This window comes from Bradyrhizobium sp. B097 (assembly GCF_038957035.1).
In the GTDB taxonomy this organism is placed as follows: domain Bacteria; phylum Pseudomonadota; class Alphaproteobacteria; order Rhizobiales; family Xanthobacteraceae; genus Bradyrhizobium.
In genome coordinates this window covers 9,006,173-9,026,476 of sequence record NZ_CP152412.1, presented here as the reverse complement: position 1 = coordinate 9,026,476, position 20,304 = coordinate 9,006,173, and the positions used below count along the sequence as shown (strand labels likewise).

The 20,304-nt window shown below is 64.3% G+C and carries 19 protein-coding genes and 1 pseudogene; 12 read left to right on the top strand and 8 right to left on the bottom strand.

All coding sequences use genetic code 11. The features are described 5' to 3' along the window. Window positions 1–47 precede the first annotated feature (47 nt). The 3 genes from dnaN to rpsT all read right to left on the bottom strand — a co-directional run bounded on the left by dnaN (window position 48) and on the right by rpsT (window position 4,383). Window positions 48–1,166 carry a DNA polymerase III subunit beta gene (dnaN, locus tag AAFG07_RS41550; RefSeq protein WP_074126563.1) on the bottom strand — a complete coding sequence of 373 codons (1,119 nt, stop codon included), beginning with the start codon at window positions 1,164–1,166 and terminating at the stop codon, window positions 48–50. A 280-nt stretch (window positions 1,167–1,446) separates the two neighbouring features. Further along, the gene (gene dnaA / locus AAFG07_RS41545) at window positions 1,447–2,877 is read right to left on the bottom strand and encodes a chromosomal replication initiator protein DnaA (protein ID WP_342725304.1); all 1,431 of its coding nucleotides are present in this window, start codon (window positions 2,875–2,877) and stop codon (window positions 1,447–1,449) included. A 1,239-nt stretch (window positions 2,878–4,116) separates the two neighbouring features. Continuing rightward, window positions 4,117–4,383, bottom strand: coding sequence for a 30S ribosomal protein S20 (gene rpsT, locus AAFG07_RS41540; RefSeq protein ID WP_212312332.1), 267 nt, complete (start codon window positions 4,381–4,383; stop codon window positions 4,117–4,119). Window positions 4,384–4,742: 359 nt separating this feature from the next. Between rpsT and AAFG07_RS41535 the strand changes: the two genes are divergently transcribed. From AAFG07_RS41535 to AAFG07_RS41525, 3 genes are all read left to right on the top strand, one after another. Further along, entirely contained in the window at window positions 4,743–5,060 is a 318-nt protein-coding gene (locus tag AAFG07_RS41535) for a hypothetical protein (RefSeq protein ID WP_092120555.1), read from the top strand. Between the two features lie 140 nt (window positions 5,061–5,200). Beyond that, entirely contained in the window at window positions 5,201–5,857 is a 657-nt protein-coding gene (msrA, locus tag AAFG07_RS41530) for a peptide-methionine (S)-S-oxide reductase MsrA (protein ID WP_092120552.1), read from the top strand. A 127-nt stretch (window positions 5,858–5,984) separates the two neighbouring features. After that, window positions 5,985–6,734: a polysaccharide biosynthesis/export family protein gene (locus tag AAFG07_RS41525; RefSeq protein WP_342725303.1), complete on the top strand. Its 750-nt coding sequence runs from the start codon at window positions 5,985–5,987 to the stop codon at window positions 6,732–6,734. Window positions 6,735–6,828: 94 nt separating this feature from the next. Here AAFG07_RS41525 and AAFG07_RS41520 read toward each other — a convergent pair whose 3' ends face one another. Genes AAFG07_RS41520 through AAFG07_RS41510 form a run of 3 tightly spaced genes read right to left on the bottom strand, consistent with a single transcriptional unit; the run spans window position 6,829 to window position 8,675 of the window. Continuing rightward, window positions 6,829–7,500 (bottom strand): dienelactone hydrolase family protein, encoded by a 672-nt coding sequence (locus tag AAFG07_RS41520; protein ID WP_342725302.1) that lies wholly within the window; start codon window positions 7,498–7,500, stop codon window positions 6,829–6,831. A 48-nt stretch (window positions 7,501–7,548) separates the two neighbouring features. Next, on the bottom strand, window positions 7,549–7,890 hold the full coding sequence (locus AAFG07_RS41515) for a hypothetical protein (protein WP_342725301.1): 342 nt from the start codon (window positions 7,888–7,890) through the stop codon (window positions 7,549–7,551). After that, complete coding sequence (locus AAFG07_RS41510; protein WP_342725299.1) at window positions 7,887–8,675, bottom strand: alpha/beta fold hydrolase; 789 nt, start codon at window positions 8,673–8,675, stop codon at window positions 7,887–7,889. Before AAFG07_RS41510 ends, AAFG07_RS41515 begins: the two co-directional genes overlap by 4 nt. A 287-nt stretch (window positions 8,676–8,962) precedes the next feature. Between AAFG07_RS41510 and AAFG07_RS41505 the strand changes: the two genes are divergently transcribed. The 4 genes from AAFG07_RS41505 (at window position 8,963) to AAFG07_RS41490 (ending at window position 14,623) form a co-directional block, all read left to right on the top strand. After that, the gene (locus AAFG07_RS41505; protein WP_176534725.1) at window positions 8,963–9,454 is read left to right on the top strand and encodes a (2Fe-2S)-binding protein; all 492 of its coding nucleotides are present in this window, start codon (window positions 8,963–8,965) and stop codon (window positions 9,452–9,454) included. Beyond that, window positions 9,451–11,736: a molybdopterin cofactor-binding domain-containing protein gene (locus AAFG07_RS41500; RefSeq protein ID WP_342725298.1), complete on the top strand. Its 2,286-nt coding sequence runs from the start codon at window positions 9,451–9,453 to the stop codon at window positions 11,734–11,736. Before AAFG07_RS41505 ends, AAFG07_RS41500 begins: the two co-directional genes overlap by 4 nt. A gap of 295 nt (window positions 11,737–12,031) precedes the next feature. After that, window positions 12,032–13,129: an HD domain-containing phosphohydrolase gene (locus AAFG07_RS41495; RefSeq protein ID WP_342725297.1), complete on the top strand. Its 1,098-nt coding sequence runs from the start codon at window positions 12,032–12,034 to the stop codon at window positions 13,127–13,129. Window positions 13,130–13,333: 204 nt separating this feature from the next. After that, window positions 13,334–14,623, top strand: coding sequence for a cytochrome P450 (locus AAFG07_RS41490; RefSeq protein WP_342725296.1), 1,290 nt, complete (start codon window positions 13,334–13,336; stop codon window positions 14,621–14,623). A 126-nt stretch (window positions 14,624–14,749) separates the two neighbouring features. On the opposite strand, the gene AAFG07_RS41485 is transcribed toward AAFG07_RS41490, so the two are convergent. Beyond that, window positions 14,750–16,330 (bottom strand): AMP-binding protein, encoded by a 1,581-nt coding sequence (locus AAFG07_RS41485; protein ID WP_342725295.1) that lies wholly within the window; start codon window positions 16,328–16,330, stop codon window positions 14,750–14,752. Window positions 16,331–16,525: 195 nt separating this feature from the next. Continuing rightward, window positions 16,526–16,945 carry a VOC family protein gene (locus AAFG07_RS41480; RefSeq protein ID WP_342725294.1) on the bottom strand — a complete coding sequence of 140 codons (420 nt, stop codon included), beginning with the start codon at window positions 16,943–16,945 and terminating at the stop codon, window positions 16,526–16,528. Between the two features lie 200 nt (window positions 16,946–17,145). Here AAFG07_RS41480 and AAFG07_RS41475 point away from each other — a divergent pair, with 200 nt between their 5' ends. The 5 genes and pseudogenes from AAFG07_RS41475 (at window position 17,146) to AAFG07_RS41455 (ending at window position 20,293) form a co-directional block, all read left to right on the top strand. Further along, the gene (locus AAFG07_RS41475; RefSeq protein WP_097671232.1) at window positions 17,146–18,117 is read left to right on the top strand and encodes a tripartite tricarboxylate transporter substrate binding protein; all 972 of its coding nucleotides are present in this window, start codon (window positions 17,146–17,148) and stop codon (window positions 18,115–18,117) included. Between the two features lie 186 nt (window positions 18,118–18,303). Then, window positions 18,304–18,588 (top strand): DUF3551 domain-containing protein, encoded by a 285-nt coding sequence (locus AAFG07_RS41470; protein ID WP_342725293.1) that lies wholly within the window; start codon window positions 18,304–18,306, stop codon window positions 18,586–18,588. A gap of 134 nt (window positions 18,589–18,722) precedes the next feature. Beyond that, on the top strand, window positions 18,723–19,190 hold the full coding sequence (locus AAFG07_RS41465) for a metalloregulator ArsR/SmtB family transcription factor (RefSeq protein ID WP_342725292.1): 468 nt from the start codon (window positions 18,723–18,725) through the stop codon (window positions 19,188–19,190). Beyond that, window positions 19,175–19,537, top strand: a pseudogene (locus AAFG07_RS41460) (SRPBCC domain-containing protein); the annotation flags it as partial. The gene AAFG07_RS41465 and the pseudogene AAFG07_RS41460, both read left to right, overlap by 16 nt. 18 nt (window positions 19,538–19,555) lie before the next feature. Beyond that, window positions 19,556–20,293, top strand: a complete 738-nt coding sequence (locus AAFG07_RS41455) for a thioredoxin family protein (protein WP_092120510.1) — start codon at window positions 19,556–19,558, stop codon at window positions 20,291–20,293. Window positions 20,294–20,304 lie beyond the last annotated feature (11 nt).

Here is a 20,304-nt window from a genome sequence, read left to right as displayed (position 1 = left end):
ATTGGATGGATGGCCGGGTCAAGCCCGGCCATGACAAGAGGAAATCGTCACACCCGCATCGGCATCAGCACGTAGAGCGCGCCCTTGCTGTCGCGGTCCTGCACCAGGGTCGGCGAGCCGGGATCGGCGAGCTTCAGCACCGCGACCTCGCCCTCGATCTGGGCGGCGATGTCGAGCAGATAGCGCGAGTTGAAGCCGATATCGAGCGCATCGGAGGCGTACTCGACCTCGAGCTCTTCGGTGGCGCTGCCGGAATCCGGGTTGGTGACCGAGAGCACCAGCTTGCCGGCGGACAAAGCCAGCTTCACGGCGCGGCCGCGTTCGCTGGAAATGGTCGAGACGCGATCGACGGCGGCCTCGAAATCCTTCTTGTCGACCACCAGTTCCTTGTCGTTGTTCTGCGGAATGACACGGCCATAATCCGGGAAGGTGCCGTCGATCAGCTTCGAGGTCAGCACCACATTGCCGAGCGTGAAGCGGATCTTGCCATCCGACAGCTCGATCGAGATCTCGGCGTCGTCGCCCTCGATCAGCCGCTGCACCTCGCCGACCGTCTTGCGCGGGACGATCACGCCGGGCATGCCGGTCGCGCCCTTGGGCAGCGCGAGGTCGATCTGCGCCAGGCGATGGCCGTCGGTCGCAACCCCGCGCAGGGTCGCCGCCTTGGCGCTGCCGGCGGCGTGCAGATAGATGCCGTTGAGGTAATAGCGGGTCTCTTCGGTCGAGATCGCAAACTGGGTACGGTCGATCAGCCGCTTGATGTCGGACGCCGGCAGCGAGAACGAATGCGTCATGTCGCCGGCGGCGAGGCCCGGGAAATCGCTCTCGGGCAGGGTCTGCAGCGTGAAGCGCGAGCGGCCGGCGCGCACCGCGAGCACCGAGCGGTCGCCGTCGGCCTCCAGCACGATCTGCGAACCGTCGGGCAGCTTGCGGACGATGTCATAGAACATGTGCGCCGGCACCGTGGTCGAGCCGGCGGTTCCGGTCTCGGCGGCCAAGGTCTCCGTCACCTCGAGATCGAGGTCGGTTGCCTTCAGCGACAATTTGGCGCCCTCGGCGCGGATCAACACGTTGCCGAGGATCGGGATGGTGTTGCGGCGCTCGACCACGCGGTGAACGTGACCCAGCGATTTCAGGAGTTGCGCGCGCTCGACGGTGACCTTCATTGCAATACCCGCCAGATCCCTCAGATGGAAAAGCCGGGCGGCCGTTCAGGGCAGCACCGCGGCATTGGAAACCCGATAAGCCGGATCAATACCGGATTTGATCAAACCCACGGGGGGACCGCAAGGTGGCGCGGATGGGCGGCCGGTGCAAGGGATACGGGCGCGAAACGGGCCCCGTTCCCCACGTTTTGGGCCGGAAAAAAGTTTAGCCCTCCCCTCTTGATAAAGGGGAGGGCTATGGAACGAGCCGGCCAAATGAGGCGGCCTTATTCCTGCAGTCTTATTCCTGCAATTGACGCTTCAGCGATTCGACTTCCTCTGACAGCGCCGTGTCCTTGGCGACCAGTGCCTCAATCTTGCGCACCGCGTGCAACACGGTGGTGTGGTCGCGGCCGCCGAAGCGCCGGCCGATCTCCGGCAGCGAACGCAGGGTCAGCGTCTTGGCCAGATACATCGCAACCTGGCGCGGACGCACCACGTTGGCGGTGCGGCGGGACGACAAGAGGTCGGAGCGGCTGACATTGTACTGCCGGGCGACCACGCGCTGGATGTCCTCGATCTTGATCCGCTTCGGCTCCTGCGGGCGGATCAGGTCGCGCACCTCGCGTTCGGCCATCTCCAGCGTCACCGGCTGGTTGTTGAGCTTGGAGTGCGCCAAGAGGCGGTTGATCGCGCCTTCGAGGTCGCGGCCGTTATGGGTGATGGTGCGCGCCAGATAGTCCAGCACTTCCTCCGGCACATCGAAGGTCGCATGGTGGGCGCGGGCCGCGGCGACGCGCGACTTCAGGATGCCGAGCCGCAGTTCCTCGCCGAGCGAACCCATCTCGACCACCAGGCCACCGGCGAGCCGCGAGCGCACGCGGTCGTCGAGGCTTTCGAGGTCGGACGGCGGACGGTCGGCGGCGATCACGACCTGACGGCCGGCATCGATCAGCGCGTTCAGCGTGTGGCAGAACTCGGCCTGCGTCGACTTGCCCTGCAGGAACTGCAGATCGTCGATGACCAGCACGTCGATGCCGCGCAGCGCCTCCTTGAACGCCAGCGCCGTCTGCGTCTTCAGCGCCGCGACGAAGCCGTACATGAACTTCTCGGCGGTGAGATACAGCACCTTGCGCTCGCCGCCGGAATTGCCCGCCCAGGTCACGGCCTGCAGCAGGTGTGTCTTGCCGAGGCCGACGCCGGCATGGATGTAGAGCGGGTTGAACATCACGGGATCGCCGCGGCGACCTTCCGCGACCTGGCGCGCAGCCGCATGGGCCAGCGTGTTGGAACGGCCGACGACGAAGCTTGCAAAGGTCAGGCGCGGATCGAGCGGCGAGCCGCCGAGCGCATCATGGCTGGCGGACACCGGCGCCGTCGCGAACGAGCGCAGTTCAGGCGCGGGACGGCCGTCATTGCGCTCGACACGGCGCGCTTCGACCGGCGCAGCCGCTTCCTTCACCGGAGCCATCGCGCGGATCGCCGAGCGCACGGTGAGGTCGATGCGATGCACTTCGGGCATCTCGGCCTGCCAGCAGGAGAGCACGCGTTCGGCGTAATGCGCCTGGATCCAGCTCTTGAGGAACCGGGTCGGAACCGACAGATGCACGCTCTCATCGTGCACGCTCTCGAGATCCATCCGCGCAAACCAGCTCGTGTAGACGTCCTCGCCAACGCTCGTCCGCAAACGTCCTTTTACCCGCGACCAGCGATCCTGTTCCGTGTTCGTCATTGCCTTCGTGCTTTTCCAAAACTGAGAGATGATGATTGCGAAAGCGCCGTGCAGGGATCCTGCCACGACGCGACCTCTAGCGGGCGCGGTCTGCTCCGGACAAAGCTCTCCCGTGTGGCGGCCATGCGCCACGCGACAGGTCAGCTGTTTGGAGAAGATGCGTCCCGCGAGGTCAGCGCGTACTCGACGCTCTCTGCGGGTAAGAGTCAGCGTCCGAGGGGTTGATTACGGCACCACAGGAAATCTGCACTTGGGCTGTCGTTGGTTCGACTGCAGTGATGATACCGTAAGGCATAAGTCCTCCCCCTCCCACCGCGACGTATCGCGGCAAGTTGTCAGCTTGCTGGTGTCTTCAAAATCGAACTGCCGCTACCGAACACCGAAATGCCCGGCGCTTCGCCGCCGCGTGTCGTCGTCAACCCGTTCGCTTGCGCCGCGTTCCCGTTGCCAGATTCCGACTGACGCCCTGGTCTCTCTTGTTCGATCCCCCAAATTGTCGGGGACACCGCCGGAGATATTTTGACACAGGTCGACCGTCCTCATATCGCTATGAGCCGTCAATCTAGCTTCGCTTGGAAAGCGTCGCTAACGCGCACACCGCCGCCGATTTGCACGTCCGCCCCTGGGTCTCAAACCGCGCTGATCTGGAGAGCCGTGGGCGTCGCGAACAAGAAATAAATACACCAAGCACATTTTCTGACAATCCGTGGATTCGACGGGGGTCGAGACTCTTCGCCACTGTTGCGGTGTTGCCGACGCTGAGTTGCGAAAGCAAGGTTTTGAATCAGCGCACAGATTCACGCGTGTCACAAACGACGGTGCAATACCAAAAATTTTTCATAGAAAATTTACATTTGGTCTCGCGCCGGTCATTTTTCCAATCGCTGTTCAGCGCTATGTGCATAAGTAATTCGCGAGACGTCATTTTTCGCGATTACTTTTGCAGGGTAACCCCGCTGCGCGATTTTCAACGCGAGATATTCGCGCGCTATTCCATCTATCTAGCTTAGCGCAGAACAATCTGTGCGCGAGTGCGGCGCGTTAAGCATATTGAGCCGGTAGAACTACGGACGCGACGAAACATGACACGCAGTTCGTTGCGCGGCAACGCCGACTCTTCTCGCGCTACGAAACTTCCACGACAAAATGCGAGACCAAAACAAAAAGCCCGGCGCGAGCCGGGCTTCGTGACAAATGTGTTCTTCGGTCAGCTCACGCGGCGAGCTGTACTCCGCAAGCTCACTTGGCGAGCTTGGCGATGCTCTGCGCGAGGCGCGACACCTTCCGGCTCGCGAGGTTCTTGTGAATGATGTTGCGCTGCGCTGCCTTCATCAGTTCGGGCTCGGCCTTGCTCATCGCCTTGAGTGCCGCCTCGCGGTCGCCGCTCTTGATTGCTTCCTCGACGGTGCGCACCGCGCCACGCATCTGCGTGCGGCGCGACTTGTTGACGATGGTGCGGCGGGCAATCTTGCGGGTCGCCTTCTTGGCGGAGGTGGTGTTGGCCATGGTTCTCTAACTGTCCTTCGGCGGTGATCGCTCGGTGGTCGGGCTTGCGCGCACCGGCCGGTTCAAATCTCAACTCTGATGTATTTGTCCAAGGTGTCCTTGAGGCGGCCATGCCAAGGCGCATAATGCTGCCCCCGCATGCGGCACTGTCCAAAGAACAGCGGCGGCAGGATTGCGCCCGCCGCCATCGGCCGGTCTTATAGATGGCGCAGGCTTAACCGTCAACGCTTTCGGGACCGAAAAAGGACCCGAAATCGGCCTCGCGAGGGCCGGATAAGCCGCTGAAGTGGTTGAATTTCCGGGGGACGCCCGGTAAGGCCTGTCGACGCGTGGGGCGCGACTGGGAGTTAGGGTGACGCATGATCCGCGGCTTTTTCCGCCTGATCGGCCTTTTGCTGCTGGCCGGCAGTTTCATCTTCATGGTCTATGACGGGGCCCGCTACGTCGCCGACCAGAGCCTGCGGTTCACCCAATTCGGCCAGTTCTGGAACGATATCCATCAGTCGAGCCAGCAGGCGTTCCATGCCTGGGTGGATCGCTTCGCGCCCTGGCTCTGGAACGGCGTGATCCGCGTGCTTCTGGAGCAGCCGGTGTTCGCGGTGCTCGGCATTGCCGGCATCCTGCTGATGATCCTGTTCCGGCCGCGCAAGCCGTTGATCGGCTACGCACGCGACTGAGTTGGCTGCAGCCCTCTCGAGCTTCTCTTGGCCGCTGCCGTCAGTAACGGGGCTGCCAACATCCGCGTAACGACATATATAGGTGACAGCCGGCCCGCAGGCCGTTGCCGCGTCGGCCGATGTCCCGCCCGGAGGTATCCATGTTGTTCATGCGCAAGACCACCGCGTTGCCAAGCGCCGCCGAGGCGCTGCCTGGCCGCGCGACGCCGATCCCGACCGCGACCACGCATTTCGTCAATGGCAGCAAATTGACGCCGCCCTATCCGCAAGGCCTCGAGCAGGCCGTGTTCGGCCTCGGCTGCTTCTGGGGCGCCGAGCGGAAGTTCTGGGAACTCGGCGACGGCATCTATACCACCGCGGTCGGCTATGCCGGCGGCCACACGCCGAACCCGACCTATGAAGAGGTGTGCTCGGGACGCACCGGCCACACCGAGGTCGTGCTGGTCGTGTTCGACCCGAAGAAGATCTCCTACGAGAAGCTCCTGAAGACGTTCTGGGAGAACCACAACCCGACGCAGGGCATGCGCCAGGGCAACGACATCGGCACGCAGTATCGTTCTGCGATCTACACGTTCAGCGACGCGCAGCACAAAGCCGCCGATGCGTCGCAGGCGATGTATCAGAAGGCGCTCGCCGCCAAGGGCCTCGGCGCGATCACGACGGAAGTGGCACCGGCCGGCGAGTTCTACTTCGCCGAGGACTACCATCAGCAATACCTCGCCAAGAATCCGGCGGGCTATTGCGGGCTTGGCGGCACCGGCGTGTCCTGCCCGATCGGCGTCGGCGTCACCGCCTGATTGCTCTGTCATGCGCTAGATCGAGCGGGAGGCGGGCTTTCCGGCTCCCCACTCGGTCCTCGAAAACCTTTTGTTAACCATAAGTGGTGCAAGACTGGGCTTGTCTCGCCGTTGAGGGATAGGTCCGGTGCCGGTTGCACGCGCGTTACGATTGCCGATCACTGCCGTTGTGGCTGCGCTCGCGCTGTCTGGCTGCATGAGCACGTCGGGTCCGGTTGCCGTCGGCCCGCAAGGTGTCGATTCGGTCACCTATGGACCGGCTTACACATCCGCCCCGGTTGCCGATGCCGGCGGCGGTGGTGCGATCAGCGCACTGCGTTCCGCCTTCGCCAGTGCTTCTCCTGGTTATGGCTATGCCGCGCCGGATGCCGCCCCGGTGGTTTATGCCGCCGCACCGGGTGGGCCCGCCGGTTACGACAACTCCTATCATCTCGGCCCGGGCGACAAGCTCCGGGTCGTGGTCTACGGCCAGGAAGGCCTGACCAACTCCTACGCGATCGACGCCGCCGGCTCGATCACCATGCCGCTGATCGGCTCGGTGCCGGCGCGCGGCCGCACGCCGGCCGGGCTCGCTGGTGAAATCTCGGCACGGCTGCGCAACGGCTTCATCCGCGATCCTTCGGTTGCGGTCGAGATCGAGTCCTACCGGCCGTTCTTCATCCTCGGCGAGGTCCAGGCTCCCGGCCAGTATCCCTACGTGCCGAACATGACCGTCGAAAGCGCGGTCGCGATCGCCGGCGGCTTCTCGCCGCGCGCCAAGCGCGACCAGGTCACCCTCACCCATACCGATGCATCCGGCTCCGGCCGCTTCGTGGTGCCGCTGGGCACGCCGATGAGCCCGGGCGATACGGTGTTCGTCGGTGAGCGCTGGTTTTGACCACCGCTCGTCATGCGCGGGCTTGACCCGCGCATCCATCTACGAAGAGTCTTCCGAAGATGATGGATTGCCGGGTCAAGCCCGGCAATGACGGTCAGCGCAGATGCTTTCCGAAAAATTCCATGCTGCGCGGCCAGGCGACGTCGGCGCTCGCCTTGTCGTAGCTTGCGCGCTCGTCGCAATGGAAGCCGTGCTGCGCGCCGGGATAGATGAAGACCTCGACCTCGGGCCGCTTCGACTTGATGGTCTCGACATCGCTCAAGGGAATGCCCGCGTCCTTCTCGCCGAAATGCAGTTGCGTCGGCACGGCCGGCTTGTCGTCGGCGAAGCGGACGACGGCGCCGCCGTAGTAGCCGATCGCGGCCGAGAGCCCGGTCAGCTTGGTCGCGGCCGCGTAGGCGATGCTGCCACCGAGGCAGAAGCCGATGATGCCGACCGGCCCGGCCGACTTCACCGCGTCGATCGCTGCCTGGCTGTCGCGCAGCATCGCGGCAAAGTCCGGATTGGCGACGAACTTGCGCGCCTCGGCGACCTCATCGGGGGAGTAGCCGCTCTGGAAGTTCGGCGTGATGCGGTCGAAGATCGACGGCGCAACCGCGACATAGCCTTCCTTCGCCAGCCGGTCGCAAACCGAGCGGATGTGGTGGTTGACGCCAAAGATCTCCTGGATCACCACGATCGCGCCCTTCGGCGCGCCGACGGGATCGGCGCGATAGGCGCCGAGTTCAAATCCATCCGAAGCCTTCAGCTTGATGTCTTGTCCCATGGTCCATCCTTGTCATGTTGGGGGTTGCATGAAGCCCATCGATGAGGTTTAGCGCCACATCCAGTTCTCGCCCCAGTCGCCCTTCCAGCCGGCGAGCCGGCCTTTGCGGAATTGCAGATAGAGACGATCATGGTGCGGAAACAGCCCGCTGCCGCCGAGGTCGCGGAAGGTCAGGAAGATCTCATTGCCGGGCCGTCCGCTGACATGGGTGAAGGGGGTGCCGAGCGCGCGCTGCGCTTCCGCGACGTCCATGCCGAACACCAGCGGTGTGTTGTTCGACAGCGTCGCGGTGAAGGTTGGCGTGGCCGGGTCGGCGAACGGCCGTAGCTTCTGGGCGTTCGCTCCTGTCGCGGCCGCCGTCAGCAACAAGGCGACGACAATCGTCTTCATGAGGCGGCCTTTCCCGGCGCGCCGGCTTCAAGGCTATCGAGGAACGGCAGCACGGCGGCGATGAACGCCTGCGGCTGGTCGATGTTGACGGCATGGCCGGCGTTCGGAATCACCGCTTTCTGCGCACCCGGGATCTTCGCCGCCATGTAGTCGGACGCCGCCAGGAACGGCGTGTCGTCGGCCCCGACCACAACCAGCGCCGGGACCTTGATCCCGGGCAGCGACTCGATCACCCGCGCATCGCGTTGCGCCAGCATGCCGCGCGCGGCGAGCGCCAGGCCTTTGGCGTCGCGATGCGTGACCGACGCGCGCTCGGCGCTCAAGGACTTCAGCACCTCGAGCCCCTCACGATCGAAGCGGTCGCCGGTGTCGCGGGCGCGCGTGTTCCAGACCTCGCGGGCGTCGTCCTTCTTGAATCCAGGGCCGGTGTCGATGATCAAGAGCGCGCGCACCCGCTCCGGATGGGCGCGATGAAAGGCGAGCGACATGTAGCCGCCGAGCGACAGGCCGCCGACGATCGCCTTGTCGGCGCCGGCAACATCGAGCAGGGCGGCGATGTCGCCGACCGTCGTCGCTTCACTATAAGCATCCGGATTGTCGGGATAGTCGGACTGGCCGTGCCCGCGCATGTCCCACAGGATCAGCCTGTGCCGCTTCGACAGCGCCTCGATCTGGCCGTGCCACATCGCAGACGTCGATGAGTAGCCGTGGGTGAGGATCAAGGGCGGCCCGTTGCCGTGAATCTCATAGTAGATATCGATGCCGCTGCGGTTGAGCTTGGCCATTGACGGGCTCCTTCTGTTGTCGATGTCGGGTCCGGCAGCGCACCCGACCTTGGTAGGAGTGATCGATACGGCATCAATACTGGCATTTCAAAAGCTTCATGCCGTTGCCGCATCGCACAACGAGCAGTCTCCGAAATTTATTCCTTTCGAGCAATTCCAAATTGGATTGCCTCCAGCCGGGAACCGGATCATTGTTTCGGCAACTGTCGCTTACCCGGTGGGCGCCAGCCATGACCCAACAGTGAGTTGCCGCCGTAAGCGGCTTCCGACACCGGAAGGGGAGAGAGATGCCAAATCTCAATATCAACGGACGGAATATGTCCGTCGAGGCGGCCAATGACACGCCGCTGCTTTGGGTCATCCGCGAGCAATTGCAGATGACGGGCACCAAATTCGGTTGCGGCGCCGGCCTCTGTGGCGCCTGCACGGTTCACGTCAACGGCGAAGCGGTGCGGTCCTGCCAGACCTCGCTCGCCGACGCCGTCGGCAAGAAGATCACCACCATCGAAGGCCTCTCCGCCAAGGGCGAACATCCCTTGCAGAAGGCCTGGGTCGCCGAGCAGGTGCCGCAATGCGGCTACTGCCAGTCCGGCCAGATCATGCAGGCAGCCGCGCTGCTGTCGAAGAACACCAATCCGACGAAGGAAGAAGTGGTCGCGCATATGGACGGCAATCTCTGCCGTTGCATGACCTATTCACGAATCCAGAAGGCGATCATGCGCGCTGCGTCCGACATGCGCACCGCATCGGCCACCGGATCCGAGCGGAGGGCCACATGAACAAGCACGTGAAAAACCTCGCTCCCGAGACGACCGATCTCAGCCGCCGTTCCTTCCTGGTCGGCACCGCTGCAACCGGTCTCGTGCTCGGCTACGCCGCGTCCGGCATCGATGAGGCGCTCGCGGCACCCGCGCCCGCCAACTTCGAGCCGAGCGTCTGGTATTCGATCGCGCCCGATGGTCTCGTCACCGTGACCTGCGGCAAGGCCGACATGGGCCAGCACGTGGCCTCGACGATGGCGCAGATCGTGGCCGAAGAGCTCGGCGCGAACTGGAAGGACATGCGGGTCCAGCTCGCCTCCAACGATCCGAAGTTCAACGATCCCGTGCTGGGCGCGCAGATCACCGGCGGCAGCTGGTCGACGATGATGAACTTCGACGCCATGAGCCGGGCCGGCGCTGCCGGCCGCATCGCATTGACCGAGGCGGCGGCGGCCTCGATGGGCGTGCCGGCCAGCGAGCTGGTGGTGCGTGCGTCGACGATCAGCCATCCGAAGTCGAAGAAGTCGATGTCGTTTGCCGAGGTGGTCAAGAGCGGCAAGGCGACCAAGACCTTCACGGCGGATGATCTGAAGGCGATCAAGCTGAAGTCCGCCGACCAGTACACCATGATCGGCGTCTCGGTGCCGCAGCTCGACATTCCGTTGAAGGTCAACGGCACGGCCAAGTACGGCATCGACGTGATGCTGCCGGGCATGGTCTACGGCGCGCTGGTCACCCCGCCGGTCCGGTACGGCGCCACCGTGAAGTCGGTGGACGATAGCGCGGCCAAGAAGGTACCGGGCTTCATCAGGGCCGTCACCCTGGACGACAAGACCACAACCACGACCGGCTGGGTCGTCGCGGTTGCCAACACCTATGCACAGGCGAAGAAGGCGGCCGAAGCGCTGAAGATCAGCTATGATGGCGGCCCGAACGCCAAACTGTCGAGCGAATCGCTGTTCGCCGAGGCCAAGCGGCTTCAGGGGCTCAGCGATTCCGGCGAGTTCTTCGTCAAGGATGGCGATCCGAACGCAGCCTTCGGCACGGCGGCCAAGGTGCTCGAGGCGGAATACACCACCAACATCAACATCCACGCGCCGATGGAGCCGATGAACGCCACCGCGGAGTTCAAGGGCGACATCCTGCACATCTATTCCGGCAACCAGTTCGCGACGCGCTCCGGTGCGATCGCCGCCGGCGCCGCCGGGATCGATCCGAAGTTCGTGGTGATGCATCAGATGTGGCTGGGCGGCGGCTTCGGCCGGCGTCTCGACGCCGACATGATGGTGCCCGCGGTGCAGGCGGCCAAGGCCGTCGGCAAGCCGGTCAAGGTCATCTACACGCGCGAAAACGACATGACGATGGATTTCTCGCGTCCGCTGACCTACCAAAAAGTAAAGGCTGGCGTGGACGGCGACGGCAAGCTCGTCGCATTGAGCCACGATGTCGTCTCGGCCTGGCCGACCCAGCGTTGGGGCATCCCCGATTTCCTGTCGCCTTCGGTCGACAAGAAGGGACCGCTCGATGCTTTCACGGTGAACGGTTCGGACTTCTTCTACACCGTCCCCAACCACTATGTGCGGGCGATCAAGAACGAGATGGCGCACAACGCCACCCCGTCGGGTCAGCTCCGTTCGGTGGCGCCGGGCTGGACGTTCTGGGCGGTCGAAAGCATGGTCGACGAGATCGCGCATGCGACCGGCAAGGATCCGGCCCTGCTTCGCGTCGAGCTGCTCGACGGCAAGGGCAAGAACGACGGCGGCGCGCAGCGTCTCCGTAACACCTTGCTCGCGGCGATGGGTCTCGCCGGCTACGGCACCAAGAAGCTGCCCAAGGGCGAAGGCATGGGCGTTGCCTGCGTGTCGTCGCAGGAGCGCGCCACGGCGAGCTGGACCGCCTGCGTCGCCCACGTCGCCGTCGCCCCCTCGGGCGAGGTGACGGTGAAGAAGCTGACGGTTGCGACCGACGTTGGTACGCAGGTGAATCCCGACGGCATCCGGGCCCAGGTCGAGGGCGCGGCGCTGTGGGGCATGTCACTGGCGCTGTTCGAGAAGGCGACGTTGAAGGACGGCGGCATCGAGCAGACCAATTTCGACACCTACACGCCGCTTCGGATGAGCCAGCTGCCGGAAGTCGCGGTCAACGTCATCGCCAATGGCGAGAAGGCGACCGGCGTCGGCGAGCCCGCCGTGACGGTGGTGGCGCCGGCGATCGGTAATGCCGTCTTCAACGCGGTCGGTGCCCGCGTCCGCGGCCTCCCGATCACCGCGGAGGCCGTCAAGGCTGCGATGAAGGCGTAACGGCCTGAACCAATGAAGACGCCGGAGAGCTTGACCGCTCTCCGGCGTTTTTCTTTGCCCCAAGCGTCCGCCGGATGGTGGCGGCGTCGACGCCTTTGACGCTGCAAAAATTCACGACTCGCCGGCGCTGCAGCCGCCCCCATGCATTTTCGGCGGGCCTGATTCTGCTGGCGGATTTGGCGGTTCCTCAAATTGTATCCATTGCGCTTAACCGCCGTTCAGCATCCCCATTAAGCCGGAGGGAACGCATCGTCAGATAGCGTCCACTGTCGGTCGTTACCGCGACGGGGATGTCATGACTGCCTTGGCCAATAACCAGACTTCGAAGCGCCGCCTGCTGCTGGCGTCAGATCGAAGCGATCAGAGCCACGAACTCGCCAGCATCCTGCGCTCGGTGGGCGAGGTCGATACCGTTCCGACCTCGGATATTCCCGAGCAGCCGGCCCGCGATCTCTCCGGCATCGTGGTCGACATCAATCTGCGCTCGCCCGAAGCCGTGCAAATGGTTCGCGCCAAGCTGCAGGCCGACGCCTATCGCGAGATGCCGCGGCTGTTCGTGCTGGCGGATGCGTTGCATCACGCCTCGATGCAGGCGTGGGCGCTCGGCGCCACCGACACGATCTCGCGGCCGTTCGATGCGCGCGGCATCCTGCAGCGGATCCGCGCCGCGTTTCCCGACAACAGCGGCTATGACGAAACCGACCGCGGCAAGGCGCTCAATCGCGGCGTCGAAGCCGCGCACGGCGTCATGGTCAAGATGTTCGAGCGGATGCGCGCCGGCGAGCCGCTCAGGTTCGAGGACATCGTTGCCGCCGAAAACAAGATCCTCAAGGCGATCAAGCACAACTCGCTGCGTGAATGGCTGACCACGGTCGGCTGCCATCACCAGGAGACCTATCGCCACTGTCTGTTCGTGACCGGCTTTGCGGTGGCGTTCGCGCAGCATCTCGGCATGCGCGACGACGACCAGCGCCGGCTCGCCCGTGCCGCGCTGCTGCATGATGTCGGCAAGGCGTTTGTTCCGGTCGCGCTGCTCGACAAGCCCGGCGCTTTCACGGTCGAGGAAATGGCCGAGATGCGCGAACATCCGCGCCGCGGCTACGAGGCGCTGTCGGCGCAGGGCGGCTTCCCGCCGGAAATGCTCGACGTGATCCTGCATCATCACGAATTCCTCGACGGCACCGGCTATCCGAACGGCCTCAGCGGCAACCAGATCAGCGACATCGTCCGCGTCACCACGATCGTCGATGTCTATGCCGCCTTGGTCGAGAAGCGCGCCTACCGGCTGCAATTCACCCACGCCAAGGCGTTCTCCATGATGGAGGAGATGGGCGGCAAGCTCGACCAGCAATTGCTGCAGGCGTTCCGCCCGGTGGCGTTCGGGCATTATTGAGCCTTTCACCGCGTCGTCATTGCGAGGAGCGATAGCGACCGAGCAATCCATGCTTCCGCTTGTGGCGCGATGGATTGCTTCGCTTCGCTCGCAATGACGGCTGACGGCGCTGGATCAGCCTCTCAACGCAAGTCGTCCTCCTTACCTCCGCCTAGATTTCGGCGATCATCGGCGCGACCGGTGCTTGGGCAGCTGAGGACGATCATGGACACGACAACGAACGGGGATCTCGATATCCCCGCCAACATCGCGGAAACCCTCGTCGATCCCGTCGCCTATGCCGACGACCGCATCCACGACAGCTATCGCTGGCTGCGCGCCAACAACCCGCTCGGGATCGCGCGGCCCGACCGCTTCGATCCGTTCTGGGTGGTGACCAAGCACGCCCATATCCAGGCGATCAGCCGGCAGAACGATCTGTTCCACAATGCCGACCGCCCGACCACGCTGACGACGCAGGCGCTCGAGGAGCGGGTGCGCAAGATCACCGGCGGGCCCAATCTGGTGCGCTCTCTGGTGCAGATGGATGCGCCCGACCATCCGAAATACCGCGCGCTGACGCAGGGCTGGTTCATGCCGGCCAATCTCGGCAAGTTCGAAGGCCGCGTCCGCGAGATCGCGCGCGCCACAGTGCAGCGCATGCTCGACCGCGGCGGCGCCTGCGATTTCGTCGAGGACGTCGCGCTCGGCTATCCGCTGCACGTCATCATGGAGATCCTCGGCGTGCCCGAGGCGGACGAGCCGCGCATGCTCAAGCTGACGCAGGAGCTGTTCGGACCGCAGGATCCCGACACCGCGCGCGTCCGCGAGGCGCTGAGCGCGGAACAAGTCTCGGCGATGTTGCAGGCGATCGTCGCCGACTTCTCCGCCTACTTCCGCAAAATCACCGAAAATCGCCGCCAGAGCCCGCGCGACGATCTCGCCACCGTCATCGCCAACGCGAAGATCGGCGGCGACTACATGCCCGAGCACGATCAGACCAGCTATTACATGATCGTCGCGACCGCGGGCCACGACACCACCTCATCCTCGACCGCGGGCGCGATCTGGGCGCTGGCCAGGGACCCCGCGGAATTCGCCAAGGTGAAGGCCAACCCGGCATTGATCCCGGGCCTGGTCGACGAGGCGATCCGCTGGATGACGCCGGTCAAGCATTTCATGCGCTCGGCCACCGCGGATACCGAGCTCGGCGGCCGCAAGATCGCGAAGGGCGACTGGCTGATGCTGTGCTACGCCTCGGGCAATCGCGACGAGGACGTGTTCGAGGATCCCGATCGCTTCCGCAGCGACCGCAAGCCCAATCGCCACGTCGCGTTCGGCTATGGCGCGCATCTCTGCCTCGGCCAGTATCTGGCCAAGCTCGAGATGCGCATCCTGTTCGAGGAACTGCTGCCGCACCTGAAATCGCTGTCGCTCGACGGCGAGGTGAAGATGACGCAGGCCTATTTTGTCAGTGGCCCGAAGAAGCTGCCGATCCGGTTCGAGGTGAATTAGTCAGCAACCCGTCATTCCGGGGCGATGCGCAGCATCGAACCTCAGATGCGCAATTGCGCATCGGGGAATCTCGGGATTCCGGGTTCGCGCTGATGCGCGCCCCGGAATGACGCGGCTAGGGCCGCGTCACTCCAGCATCTTCCTCAACTCCGCCTTCGCAACCTTCTCCAGCGTCGAGCGCGGCATCTCGTCGACGAAGCGGATTTCCCGCGGCACCTTGAAGTCGGCGAGCGCGGAGCGGCATGCGGTCATGACCTTGTCGTGGAGATCGGCGGGCAGCGCCGCGACGCCGGTTTGCGGGATGATGAAGACGACCGGAACCTCGTCCAGCATCGGGTGCTTCTTCGCCACCACGGCGGCCTCGCGCACGCCCGGCACCACCGCGATCACCTGCTCGATCTCGGAGGCCGCGACGTTCTCGCCACCGACCTTGAGCATGTCCTTGGAGCGATCGCCGAACTTGAGATAGCCGCGCTCCAGCATCGTGACGCGGTCGCCGGTGATGAAATAGCCGTGCTCGTCAAAGCTCTCGCGCGTCGCCTTCTCGTTATGCAGATATTCGGCGAACAGCGACAGGCCGGGGATGCCCTTGATCAGCAGGTTGCCGGTCTCGCCGACGCCGGTCGGCGCGCCATCATCGTTGGTGATGCGGATTTCGTATTCCGGCGCGGCGCGGCCGATCGACATCGGTGGGTTCGGTTGGTCGACCTCGCCGATGATGCCGTGGGTGATGGTCTCGGTCATGCCCCACCAACCGATGATCTTGATGCCGAACACGGCGAATGCCGGCGGCTCGTTCACGGCCGTGCCCCAGAGCCTGAACCTGTGGTTCTTCGGAACCTCGTGCTCGAGCAGCGCCTTCATGCAGAACGGGATTGTCGAGGTCCAGGTCGAGCCGTGCTCGAGCGCCACCGGCCAGAAGCGGCTCGCCGAGAAGCGCGGCTGGATCACGCAGGTCGAGCCGACCCACAGGCTCGCCAGCATCGAATAGGCCAGCGCGTTGGTGTGGAACAGCGGCAGATAGGTCTGGTGCACATCCGTTGCGTGCAGGTCCTGATGGGCGGCGTTGATCTTGGCGCCCCACAGCGCGTTGGCATGCGTCCATAGCACCGCCTTCGGCCGCGACGTGGTGCCGGAAGTGTATTGCACGCTGCACGGTGCGAGCGGATCGATCGGGCGCTTCGGCCGGTCGGCGCTGTCGGCGAACAGCGCGTCAAAGCTGTCGCTGTGCACGGGCGCGTGTGCCGGCGCCTGCCCCGCGTCGTGCGAGGTCACCGCGATCCAGCGCAGGCCCTTGCAGTTGGCTGATAGCAGCTCGGCATAGGCCGGCTGGGTGATCGCGGCGACCGCGCCGCAATGGCCGGCAAAATAGTCGATCTCGGCCGCGGCCGAGCGGGTGTTGGTGGTGACGGCGATGGCGCCGAGCTCGACGCAGGCGAACCACGACATGATCGCCTCGACGCAGTTGTCGAGATGGATCAGGACATAGTCGCCCTGCTTGATGCCGCGCCTGGCGAGGCCCGCCGCGAGCGCGCCGACGCGCTCATGGAATTCGCCGTAGTTCCAGCGCCGCGCCGGCGCATCGAACGGCGCCCAGATCAGGAATGGATGATCGCGGCGCACCTCGGCGCGCATCCTGAGCAGCCATGGCACGTCGAGCCCCGCAAACGGTCCGACGATGCCAGGCACTGGCTGTGAAGTCGTCATATGTCCTCCCGCGCAGCCTTGCCGGCCGCCATTGATCTTGGTTGGGAGCAGTTCTGCCATCGGCGTGCGCCGAGAGCAAATCGGGATTTGCCGCGGACTGTCCGCGTCATTGCGAGGAGCGTAGCGACGAAGCAATCCATTCCGCCGCGTGGAAGATCTGGATTGCTTCGCTTCGCTCGCAATGACGGGGAGGGGCTACTTCGCGCCGTCCTCATACGACGAGATCTCGATCAGGCTGCCGTCGGGGTCGCGGCAATAGACCGAACGCAGCGTGCCGCGCGCGCCCTGCTTGGCGACGGGGCCTTCCTCGATCTTGACGCCATGGGCCTTCAGATGCGCGACCACCGCCTCGGGCGTGCTCGAGGTGAGGAAGCAGAGATCGTCGCTGCCGGCCGCTTCATGATCGGCGGTGAACCAGTCCACCTTGTCGGCATCGCGCGGCCGCACATTGATCTTCTGGTTGCCGAACACCAGCGAGGTGCGCGGTGTCTTGCCCTTGCCGGGGTCGAACACCTTCACCTCCATGCCGAGGATCCTGCTGTACCAGGCAACCGAGCGCACCACATCGGTGACGTTGATCACGAGATGGTCGAGCCCATTCACCTTGACGGACATGATCGATCCTCTTCGGTCCAGAGTCTTAAACAAGAATTCAACGCTTCGGGTCTGATGCAGAGCCGAGGCTTAGCCTTTCGTCGCGGTCGGTGTCGCACGTGTCGCACTGGCCGCTTCAGACATTGTTTGTTAAAACCGCGCCGCACGCAACGCAACAGAAACGGGCAGGGGTCAAACCCTGCGGGATTGGGAGAGACTTCATGATTTCACGCCGCGCCGCGCTGGGCCTGATCGGGTCGGGGATTTCGACATTCGCGATCGGCCGCGCTTCGGCTGCCGACTATCCGGCGCGGCCGGTGCGCTGGATCGTGGGCTATCCGCCGGGCGGCGCCACCGACATCATCGCGCGCCTGATCGGGCAGCGGCTGTCGGAGAAGCTCGGCCAGCAGTTCGTGATCGAGAACAAGCCGGGCGCCGGCAACAATATCGGCACCGAAGCTGCGATCAATGCCGAGCCGGACGGCTACACCGTGCTGCTGGTCAATCCGGCGAACTACATCAACGCCTCGCTCTACGCCAACCTGAAATTCAACTTCGTACGCGACGTCGCGCCGGTCGCGTCCTTCAACCGCGTGCCCAACGTGATGACCGTCAACAAGGACGTGCCGGCGAAGAACGTCGCCGAGTTCATCGAGTATGTGAAGGCCAATCCCGGCAAGGTGAACATGGCCTCTTCCGGCAACGGCACCTCGGTGCACCTCTCCGGCGAAATGTTCATGTCGATGACCGGCTGCAAGATGCAGCACGTGCCGTATCGCGGCGCCGCGCCTGCGATCACCGACATGCTCGGTGGCCAGGTGCAGGTGATCTTCGACAACATGCCTTCGATCATCCAGCACATCCGCTCCGGTTCGCTGCGCGCGCTCGGCGTGACCACGACGGAACGCTCCTCGCAATTGCCGGACGTGCCGGCGATCGCCGAGACCGTGAAGGGTTATGAGGCGAGCGCACTGTTCGGCATGGGCGCGCCGAAGAACACGCCGAAGGAACTGATCGCCAAGCTCAACACCGAGATCAACGCCGTGCTCGCCGAGCCCGACATGAGGAAGCGCCTGGTCGAGCTCGGCGGCGACTCGCTGATCCAGACGCCGGACGCCTTCGGCAACGACATCAAGGCCGAGACCGACAAGTGGAAGAAAGTGGTCGAGTTCGCCGGCCTCAAGGTCGAATAGGCTTCGGGCTGCACGTCCGGGACAGGTCCGGCCGCAAGCGGCGGACTTGTCTTGCGCCCGGGCGCCAAGACCTGGGCTCCAAGAATTGACCGGCCTGGACGCCGAATGAGATGGCGTTCAGGAACTTAACCCGATATGCCGCGCTTGATTGATCGCGGTATCTTGAGAGTCGGAACGGGTTGGATCATGCGCACATCGCGATTGGCAGTGCTTGTGTTGGGAACGATCACGCTCGCCGGTGCGGCCAGCATCGATCGCGCGACGGCCGATCCCTATGATTACCCATGGTGCGCGCAGGGCCCGAGCCTCGGCTATCCCGGCGAATGCGGCTACCAGACCTATGATCAGTGCCTTGCGAGCGTGTCCGGACGCTATCTCGCCTGCGGCGAAAATCCGCGCTTCCTGTTTGGTCAGCAGTTGCAGCCGGAACCACGACCGTACCGGCATCGGCATCGGCATCACCGGCACTAGCCGTCTGACGTGAGGGCGCTTCCGCTCGCTGCCTCCAGCAGTCCCGACCATCCGGCGTAGCGACGCGCCGATCCCTGACGCGATCGTGAAAGGCCGCGCTTGACGTCGCGCCGTTTGCGCCTATACTAAACCTTATGGTTAAGTATCAGGACGAGACGCTGGACCGCACTTTTGCGGCGCTTTCCGACCCCACCCGCCGCGCGCTGCTCGCGCGGCTCGGCGAGCAGGAAAGCCTGTCGGTGAGCGAGCTGGCGCAGCCATTCGCGATGTCGTTGCCGGCGATCATGAAGCATCTCGACGTGCTCACGGATGCCGGCCTGGTCGCGCGCGAAAAGACCGGCCGCACGGTGGCATGCCGGCTCACCGCGAGGCCGATGGAGCAGGCGATGAACTGGCTCAATCGCTATGCGCAATTCTGGTCCGACAATCTCGACCGCCTTGCCGCTTTTGTGGAGGAAGACCCATGGCAGTTAAATCGGCAACTAAATCCGCAGCCGCAGCCGACGCCGGCCTCGCCGCGCGCCCAAGCCTCACCCTCACGCGGCGCCTCCGCGCCCGGCCGGAAAAAGTCTACGCCGCGTGGACCGAACCGGAAAGCCTAGTGCAGTGGTTCGGCCCGGGCCAGGTCAAGCCCGGCACGACGCAGGCCGAGCTCGACGTCCGTGTCGGCGGCCGCTACCGGATCAAGTTCACCGGTTCGAACGGCGAGTATCACGAGGTCGGCGGCATCTATCGCGAAGTGGTGCCGAACCAGAAGCTGGTGTTCAGCTGGGCCTGGCACTCGACGCCGGAACGCGAATCCGAAGTGACCGTGTCGATCAAGCCCGACGCCGGCGGCACATTGCTCACCTTCCGTCACGCGCAGTTCGTCGACGAGACCGCGCGCGACAACCACCAGCGCGGCTGGACCGAATTCCTCGGCAATCTCGCGCAATATGTCGACGCCTGAACTGCAAAGGAGCATCTCATGCAACAGCACAAGATCGTCTCGCGCGAAGAATGGATCGCAGCCCGCAAGGCATTGATGGCCGGCGAGAAGGAGCTCACCCAGGCCCGCGAAGCGCTGAGCCGGCAGCGCCGCGAGCTGCCGTGGGTGAAGGTCGACAAGGACTATGTGTTCGACGGACCTGACGGCAAGGTGACGCTCGGCGATCTCTTCAAGGGCAGGCCGCAGCTCGTGGTGCAGCATGTGATGTTCGCGCCGGAGTGGGACGCAGCCTGCAAGAGCTGCTCGTTCTGGGTCGACGGTTTCGAGCGCATGGTGCCGCATCTGGCCGCACGCGACACCACGATGGTGGCGATCTCGCTTGCGCCGTTGGCCAAGCTCGAGGCCTTCAAGCAACGGATGGGCTGGACCTTCGATTGGGTCTCCTCGGGCGCCAATGACTTCAACTACGATTACGGTGTGTCGTTCACGCAAGGGCAGATCGATGCCGGGGACGCGAAATACAATTATGGAACGACCCCGCTCTATGGTCCCGAGCTGCCCGGCATCAGCGTGTTCTTCCGCGACGAGAACGGGAGCGTGTTCCACACTTACTCGACCTTCGCGCGCGGCCTCGATATGATGAATGCTGCCTATCACTATCTCGACCTGACGCCGCTCGGCCGCCACGAGGAGGGCTTGCCCTATCCGATGGATTGGGTGCGGCTACGTGACCAGTACCAACCGGCGCCGGTTCAGGCATCCTGCTGTCACAGCTGACGAACGCTGAC

Coding starts and splice junctions, on each gene's coding strand:
- AAFG07_RS41510 (WP_342725299.1), bottom strand. CDS start 8,675: ATGGCCAAGCTCAACCGCAGCGGCATCGATATCTACTATGAGATTCAC.
- AAFG07_RS41535 (WP_092120555.1), top strand. CDS start 4,743: ATGATCCGCGGCTTTTTCCGCCTGATCGGCCTTTTGCTGCTGGCCGGC.
- AAFG07_RS41470 (WP_342725293.1), top strand. CDS start 18,304: ATGCGCACATCGCGATTGGCAGTGCTTGTGTTGGGAACGATCACGCTC.
- AAFG07_RS41520 (WP_342725302.1), bottom strand. CDS start 7,500: ATGGGACAAGACATCAAGCTGAAGGCTTCGGATGGATTTGAACTCGGC.
- AAFG07_RS41465 (WP_342725292.1), top strand. CDS start 18,723: ATGGTTAAGTATCAGGACGAGACGCTGGACCGCACTTTTGCGGCGCTT.
- dnaN (WP_074126563.1), bottom strand. CDS start 1,166: ATGAAGGTCACCGTCGAGCGCGCGCAACTCCTGAAATCGCTGGGTCAC.
- AAFG07_RS41490 (WP_342725296.1), top strand. CDS start 13,334: ATGGACACGACAACGAACGGGGATCTCGATATCCCCGCCAACATCGCG.
- AAFG07_RS41495 (WP_342725297.1), top strand. CDS start 12,032: ATGACTGCCTTGGCCAATAACCAGACTTCGAAGCGCCGCCTGCTGCTG.
- AAFG07_RS41480 (WP_342725294.1), bottom strand. CDS start 16,945: ATGTCCGTCAAGGTGAATGGGCTCGACCATCTCGTGATCAACGTCACC.
- AAFG07_RS41455 (WP_092120510.1), top strand. CDS start 19,556: ATGCAACAGCACAAGATCGTCTCGCGCGAAGAATGGATCGCAGCCCGC.
- AAFG07_RS41505 (WP_176534725.1), top strand. CDS start 8,963: ATGCCAAATCTCAATATCAACGGACGGAATATGTCCGTCGAGGCGGCC.
- AAFG07_RS41485 (WP_342725295.1), bottom strand. CDS start 16,330: ATGACGACTTCACAGCCAGTGCCTGGCATCGTCGGACCGTTTGCGGGG.
- AAFG07_RS41500 (WP_342725298.1), top strand. CDS start 9,451: ATGAACAAGCACGTGAAAAACCTCGCTCCCGAGACGACCGATCTCAGC.
- rpsT (WP_212312332.1), bottom strand. CDS start 4,383: ATGGCCAACACCACCTCCGCCAAGAAGGCGACCCGCAAGATTGCCCGC.
- dnaA (WP_342725304.1), bottom strand. CDS start 2,877: ATGACGAACACGGAACAGGATCGCTGGTCGCGGGTAAAAGGACGTTTG.
- AAFG07_RS41475 (WP_097671232.1), top strand. CDS start 17,146: ATGATTTCACGCCGCGCCGCGCTGGGCCTGATCGGGTCGGGGATTTCG.
- msrA (WP_092120552.1), top strand. CDS start 5,201: ATGTTGTTCATGCGCAAGACCACCGCGTTGCCAAGCGCCGCCGAGGCG.
- AAFG07_RS41515 (WP_342725301.1), bottom strand. CDS start 7,890: ATGAAGACGATTGTCGTCGCCTTGTTGCTGACGGCGGCCGCGACAGGA.